The sequence below is a fragment of the Bradyrhizobium sp. SHOUNA76 genome, assembly GCF_023006445.1.
Lineage (GTDB): Bacteria > Pseudomonadota > Alphaproteobacteria > Rhizobiales > Xanthobacteraceae > Bradyrhizobium.
Map to the genome: position 1 here is coordinate 1 of NZ_JALBHA010000359.1, position 6,874 is coordinate 6,874.

The following is a 6,874-nucleotide window of genomic DNA, read 5'->3' on the forward strand; positions in this document are numbered from 1 at the left end:
GGCCGCCCGGTTCGCGCCGTGCAGGTCGGCGGGCCCCTCGGCGCCTATTTCCCGCGCGCACTGTTCGACACGCCGTTCGACTACGAGGCCTTCGCCGCGCGCGACGGCCTGATCGGCCATGGCGGCATCGTGGTGTTCGACGACAGCGTCGACATGCGCAGGCAGGCGCGCTTCGCGATGGAGTTCTGCGCGGTCGAATCCTGCGGCAAGTGCACGCCGTGCCGGATCGGCTCGACCCGCGGCGTCGAGACCATCGAGAAGATCATCAACGGCGAGCGCGTGCACGAAAATCTCGCGCTGGTCGAGGACCTCTGCAACACCATGAAATTCGGCTCGCTCTGCGCCCTCGGCGGCTTCACGCCCTACCCCGTGCTCAGCGCATTGAAGCACTTCCGGGAGGACTTCATCCCGGCGCCGACCACGCTTCAGGCCGCGGAATAGGAGAACGACAATGTCTCTGATCGAAGAAATCGACTTCGGCACGCCGCGTTCGAAATCGGAAACGATGGTGACGCTGACCATCGACGGCAATGAGGTGACGGTGCCCGAGGGCACCTCGATCATGCGAGCCGCGATGGACGCCGGCCATCAGATCCCAAAGCTCTGCGCCACCGACATGGTCGACGCGTTCGGCTCCTGCCGGCTCTGCCTCGTCGAGATCGAGGGCCGCGCCGGTACGCCGGCGTCCTGCACCACGCCGGTGATGTCGGGCCTCGTCGTGCACACCCAGACCGAGCGACTCAAGAAGCTGCGCAAGGGTGTGATGGAGCTCTACATCTCCGACCATCCGCTCGACTGCCTCACCTGCGGCGCCAACGGCGACTGCGAATTGCAGGACATGGCCGGTGCAGTCGGCCTGCGCGATGTGCGCTACGGCTATGAGGGCGAGAACCACGTCTTCGCCAAGTCGGACGGTTGCAGCAACGGCCACTGGATGCCGAAGGACGAGTCCAATCCGTACTTCACGTACGATCCGTCCAAGTGCATCGTCTGCTCGCGCTGCGTCCGCGCCTGCGAGGAGGTGCAAGGCACCTTCGCGCTGACCATCTCCGGCCGCGGCTTCGACAGCCGGGTCTCGCCGGGCATGAGCGAGAGCTTCCTCGGCTCCGAATGCGTCTCCTGCGGCGCCTGCGTGCAGGCCTGCCCGACCGCGACACTGACCGAAAAATCCGTGATCGAGATCGGCCAGCCCGAGCACTCCGTCGTCACCACCTGCGCCTATTGCGGCGTCGGCTGCACCTTCAAGGCCGAGATGCGCGGCGAGGAAGTCGTGCGCATGGTGCCGTACAAGGACGGCAAGGCTAATCGCGGCCATTCCTGCGTCAAGGGCCGCTTCGCCTGGGGCTACACCAACCACAAGGAACGCATCCTCAACCCGATGATCCGTGAGCGGATCGATGATCCCTGGCGTGAAGTCTCATGGGATGAAGCGTTCTCGTTCGCCGCGACGAAGATGCGTGGCATCCAAAAGAAGTACGGCCGCGACGCTATCGGTGGCATCACATCGTCCCGCTGCACCAACGAAGAAACCTATCTGGTGCAGAAGCTGATCCGTGCCGGCTTCGGCAACAATAATGTCGACACCTGCGCCCGCGTCTGCCACTCCCCGACCGGCTATGGCCTCTCGACCACGTTCGGCACCTCGGCCGGCACGCAGGATTTCGACTCGGTCGAAGACACCGACGTCGTCGTCATCATCGGTGCCAACCCCGCTTCGGCCCATCCCGTGTTCGCCTCCCGTCTGAAGAAGCGGCTGCGCCAGGGCGCCAAGCTGATCGTGATCGATCCGCGTCGCACCGAGATGGTGGAATCGCCGCACGTGAAGGCGCTCCACCTGCCCTTGATGCCGGGCACCAACGTCGCCGTCATGACCGCGCTGGCGCATGTGATCGTGACCGAAGGCCTCGCCAACGAAGCCTTCGTGCGCGAGCGCTGCGACTGGAGCGAGTTCGAGGAATGGGCGGCGTTCGTCGCACAGCCGAACAACAGCCCGGAAGCCACCGCGATCCTCACCGGCGTCAATCCGAAGGACCTGCGCGAAGCAGCCCGCACTTACGCGACCGGCGGCAACGGCGCAATCTATTACGGCCTCGGCGTCACCGAGCACAGCCAGGGCTCGACCACCGTGATCGCGATCGCAAACCTTGCGATGGTCACAGGCAATATCGGCCGCCCCGGCGTCGGCGTGAACCCGCTGCGCGGGCAGAACAACGTGCAGGGCTCCTGCGACATGGGCTCGTTCCCGCATGAGCTGCCCGGCTACCGCCACATCTCCGGCGATGCCGTGCGCGACCAGTTCGAGGCGCTGTGGAACGTCAAGCTCAATCCTGAGCCGGGCCTGCGCATCCCCAACATGTTCGATGCCGCGGTCGAAGGCACGTTCATGGGGATCTACGTGCAGGGCGAGGACATCCTCCAGTCCGATCCCAACACCAGCCACGTGGTGGCGGCGCTGTCGGCGATGGAATGCGTCATCGTCCACGACCTCTTCCTGAACGAGACCGCGAACTACGCCCATGTCTTCCTGCCCGGCTCGAGCTTCCTCGAGAAGGACGGCACCTTCACCAATGCCGAGCGGCGCATCCAGCGCGTGCGCAAGGTGATGACACCGAAGAACGGCATGGCCGACTGGGAGGTCACCATCGGCCTCGCCAAGGCGATGGGCTTCGAGATGAACTATAGCCACCCGTCCGAGATCATGGACGAAATCGCTGCGCTGACGCCGACCTTTGCCGGCGTCTCCTACGCCAAGCTCGACGAGCTCGGCTCGGTGCAGTGGCCCTGCAACGACAAGGCGCCCGAGGGCACGCCGGTGATGCATATCGACGGCTTCGTCCGCGGCAAGGGCAAGTTCGTCGTGACCGAGTATGTCGCAACCGACGAGCGCACCGGCCCGCGCTATCCCCTGCTGCTCACCACCGGCCGCATCCTCAGCCAGTACAATGTCGGCGCGCAGACGCGGCGTACCGAGAATGTGGTGTGGCATGCCGAGGACCGGCTGGAGATCCATCCCCACGATGCCGAACAGCGCGGCGTGCGCGAGGGCGACTGGGTGCGCCTGAAGAGCCGTGCCGGCGAGACCACGTTGCGTGCGGAGATCACTGATCGCGTCGCGCCCGGAGTCGTCTACACCACCTTCCATCATCCGGACACGCAGGCCAACGTCATCACGACGGAATATTCGGACTGGGCGACCAATTGCCCCGAATACAAGGTCACGGCGGTGCAGGTGTCGCCCTCGAACGGCCCCTCCGACTGGCAGAAGGCCTATGACGCGCAGGCGCGCCAATCGCGTCGCATCGCGCCGGCCGAAGCCGCGGAGTAACGGCATGCACGTAGCGGTCCAGGCGATCGATCGCGGAATCTGGCGCAACGGTGCGGCGTCCGAAGGAACGCGATTCATTCCGGAGGAGACACCGCTGGCGCTGACCTATAATGGCGGCACCTATGCCGTCATGATGGGGACGCCGCAAAATCTGGAAGACTTTGCGGTCGGCTTCAGCCTGAGCGAAGGCATCATCAAGTCAGTCGACGACATCAAGTCGCTCGAGATTGTTCGTCTCGATGACGGCATCGAGCTCAGGATGTGGCTGGCGCCGGAAGACGCGGCGCTCATCAGCGAGCGCCGCCGCCATGTCGCGGGACCCACCGGCTGCGGCATCTGCGGCATCGAGTCCATCGCTGAAGCCGTGCGGCCTGCGGCGGTGGTGTCGCAGGGGCAGAGCTTCACGCCGGGAGAGATCATGGCGGCGATGCAGGCCATCGCGCCGCTGCAATCGATCAATCTGCAGACCCGCGCCGTGCACGCCGCCGCATTCTGGTCCCCCGCCGGAAGCATCGTCGCGTTGCGCGAGGATGTCGGCCGCCACAACGCGCTGGACAAGCTCGCGGGCTCGCTGGCACGCAGCCGCACGGATGCGCGCTCCGGCATGGTGCTGCTGACGAGCCGCGTCTCGGTCGAGATGGTGCAGAAGGCTGCCGCGATCGGCGCACCGGTGATGATCGCGGTCTCCGCACCGACAGCGCTTGCGATCCGCACGGCGGAGGCGGCCGGCATCACGCTGATCGCGATCGCCCGACAGGACGGATTCGAGATATTTACGCACGGCAGCCGGATCGCGGCTCGTCATGCCACGGAGGTTGCCGATGTCGCCTGACCGCCTGATCTACATGGCCAACCAGATCGGAACGTTCTTCCGCAGCCAGGGCCACGACAAGGCCGTGCCGGGGATTGCCGAGCACATCAAGAAATTCTGGGATCCCCGGATGAAGCGCGCGATCTTCGCCCATCTCGATGCCGGCGGCGCGGGCCTGGAGCCGAACGTGCGCGAAGCGCTCACTTCGCTGCAGCGGGCTACGTCCCTTCCAGCAGCGCCCTGAACACGCGCCGCACCTCGCTCTGGGTCTCCTTCACGCGCGCCTCGAGCGACGAGAAGTCCGGGGCGTCGCCAGCCCGCGCCATCACGCGCTGCAGATCGGTGCCGGCGGTTTCCGGCTTGAAACGGTCGCTGACGCAGAGCCGCAGGATCTGCGTCAGGTCGTGATAGAGCCGCGCGGCGGCACGCAGGATCTCGGTCTCCGACTGCGGGAGCACGCCGAGCCTGCACGCATTTTCCAGCACCTGCAGCGTACTGACGTCGAGAATCTCCGGCTTGTCGTGAGCGTGCACGAGCTGGAGATATTGCGCGATGAAGTCGATATCGACCATGCCGCCGGCGGCATATTTGAGATCCCAGCAATCGCCCTCGCCCTTCTCCTGAGCGATCGCGCGCCGCATGTCGGCGACGTCGTTGGCGGTGATTCCGGGATCGCGGCGGCGGGTCAGGACGTCGCGAATGACCCGCTCGATCCGTTCCCGAAATTCAGGCGAGGCCGACACCACGCGCGCGCGGGTCAGCGCCATATGCTCCCAGGTCCAGGCCTCGTTGGCCTGGTAGTCGGCGAATGAGACGAGGCTCGAGGCAACGGGGCCGGCGCGTCCCGAGGGCCGTAGCCGCATGTCGATCTCGTAGAGCACGCCGTAATTGGTGCGCGTCGTGAACGCGCTGATCAGGCGCTGAGTCAAGCGGGCGAAGTAATGCGCGCCCTGAAGCGATTTCTGCCCATCGGAGTCCGGATTGTCGCTGTCGAAATCGTAGAGCAGGATCAGGTCGAGATCGGACGAGGCCGTCATCTCGCGGCTGCCGAGCCGGCCCATCGCGATGATCGCTGTCTCCTGGCCCTTGATACGGCCGTGCTGGGCGGCAAAGCGCTCCGCAACGAGGCCATGCACGGTGTGGACGATGCCTTCGGCGACATCGGCAAAGGCCGTGCTCGCCTGCTGCGCCGAGACGGTGCCGGAGAGGATCCGCGTGCCGATCAGGAACAGGCTCTCCTGCCCGAACAGGCGCAGGCGATCGAGGAACTCTTCGTATGAGCCGGCATCCTGCACGGTCGCAGCTAACCGTCCCGACAGCTCCTGCCGGTCCGGCATGGCGCCGAAGAAGCGCGGATCGATCAGGCCGTCCATCAGCTGCGGCTGCCGTGCCAGCATCTCGCCGAGCCGGGGTGCAGCGCCCAGCACCAGCGCCACCAGCGCGACGAGATCACGGTTCTGGCCGAGCAGCGTGATCAGACGGCCGCCGCGCTGGAGCGCCCCAAGAAATTGATCGAACGCCACGACGGCGCGATCCGGCTCCTCGGCATGGGCAAGACCGTCGATCAGGGCCGGCACGAATTCGACGAAGGCGTTCCGCGTCGCCTCATTGCGGAACACACGATAGTCGCCGGAGACCCAGTCGCGCACGGTCTGCGCGACGGCGGCAGGCTTCTTGAAGCCGAGCGTTGCGAGGTGCTGGAGCAGGCGCGGATCGTCGGGACCTGCACTGTAGTCGAGCGCCGGCAGCTTGGCCGTCCCGGTCGGATCGTCGCCCTCGAACAGTTTTTCGTAGTGCCCCTGCACGATCTTGAGCTGCCGCAGCAGATCGCTCGCAAAGGCTTCGCGATCCGCATAACCGAAGAAGCGCGCGAAACGCTCGACCGCGTCCTTGTCTTCGGGCAGCGTATGGGTCTGCTCGTCGGCGATCATCTGGATGCGATGCTCGACCCGGCGCAGGAATTCGTACGCAATGGTCAGTTCGTCGCGCGCAGCGGAGGTGATCCAGTTGCTGGAGGCGAGAATGTCGAGCGCTCTAAGCGTCGGCCGCACCCGCAATTCCGGATGACGGCCTCCGGCGATCAATTGCTGGGTCTGGGCAAAAAACTCGATCTCGCGGATGCCGCCGCGGCCGACCTTGACGTTGTGTCCCTCCACCGCGACCTCGCTCTGGCCGCGATACGTCTGCATCTGCCGCTTCATGTCGTGGACGTCGGCGAGCGCAGCGAAGTCGAGATGCTTGCGCCAGACGAAGGGCGCGATCTCGGCGAGCAACGCCTCGCCCGCCCGGGGATCGCCGGCGCAGGCACGCGCCTTGATCATCGCGGCGCGCTCCCAGGTGCGCCCTTCCCGCTCATAGTAGTTCAGCGCGGCGTCCCGCGAGATCGCCACCTGGGTCGAGGACGGATCGGGCCGCAGGCGCAGATCGACGCGGAAGACGTAGCCGTCGTAGGTGCGCTGCTGCAGGATACGCGCCATGCCTTGCGTGACCCGGACGAAGAACGGCTGCGGCTCGATGTCCGCCGCCAGCGTCGTCGCATCAGGATCGAAGAACACGATGAGATCGATGTCGCTGGAATAGTTCAGCTCGCCCGCGCCCATCTTGCCCATGGCGAGCACGATCAGCCCGCAGCCCACTTCGGGCGCCTCGGGATTGGGCGGCGAGAGCTTGCCGCGTGCGGCTTCCTGCCGCAGCAGATATTGCAGCGCCGCCTGCACCGAGGACACCGCGACCTCGGT

At 65.8% G+C, this 6,874-nt stretch carries 5 protein-coding genes; 4 read left to right on the plus strand and 1 reads right to left on the minus strand.

The genetic code is table 11. The annotated features are described in order from the left end of the window. The 4 genes from MOV74_RS27380 to MOV74_RS27395 all read left to right on the plus strand — a co-directional run. The coding region (locus tag MOV74_RS27380) for an NADH-ubiquinone oxidoreductase-F iron-sulfur binding region domain-containing protein (RefSeq protein ID WP_309486840.1) at positions 1-441 on the plus strand (441 nt) is incomplete at its 5' end. A 10-nt stretch (positions 442-451) separates the two neighbouring features. Next, a complete protein-coding gene (fdhF, locus tag MOV74_RS27385; protein WP_246929686.1) occupies positions 452-3,325 on the plus strand; it encodes a formate dehydrogenase subunit alpha in 2,874 nt (957 codons plus the stop codon). Between the two features lie 4 nt (positions 3,326-3,329). Continuing rightward, positions 3,330-4,157, plus strand: coding sequence for a formate dehydrogenase accessory sulfurtransferase FdhD (gene fdhD / locus MOV74_RS27390; protein WP_246929687.1), 828 nt, complete (start codon positions 3,330-3,332; stop codon positions 4,155-4,157). Next, the gene (locus tag MOV74_RS27395) at positions 4,147-4,380 is read left to right on the plus strand and encodes a formate dehydrogenase subunit delta (protein WP_246929689.1); all 234 of its coding nucleotides are present in this window, start codon (positions 4,147-4,149) and stop codon (positions 4,378-4,380) included. Before fdhD ends, MOV74_RS27395 begins: the two co-directional genes overlap by 11 nt. On the opposite strand, the gene MOV74_RS27400 is transcribed toward MOV74_RS27395, so the two are convergent. After that, a partial coding sequence (locus tag MOV74_RS27400) for a bifunctional [glutamine synthetase] adenylyltransferase/[glutamine synthetase]-adenylyl-L-tyrosine phosphorylase (protein ID WP_246929691.1) occupies positions 4,355-6,874 on the minus strand: 2,520 nt, incomplete at its 5' end. The two genes, MOV74_RS27395 and MOV74_RS27400, sit on opposite strands and share 26 nt — an antisense overlap.

What these genes read in the sequence shown, in the direction of transcription:
- fdhD (WP_246929687.1), top strand. Translation starts at nt 3,330, where the DNA reads ATGCACGTAGCGGTCCAGGCGATCGATCGCGGAATCTGGCGCAACGGT.
- fdhF (WP_246929686.1), top strand. Translation starts at nt 452, where the DNA reads ATGTCTCTGATCGAAGAAATCGACTTCGGCACGCCGCGTTCGAAATCG.
- MOV74_RS27395 (WP_246929689.1), top strand. Translation starts at nt 4,147, where the DNA reads ATGTCGCCTGACCGCCTGATCTACATGGCCAACCAGATCGGAACGTTC.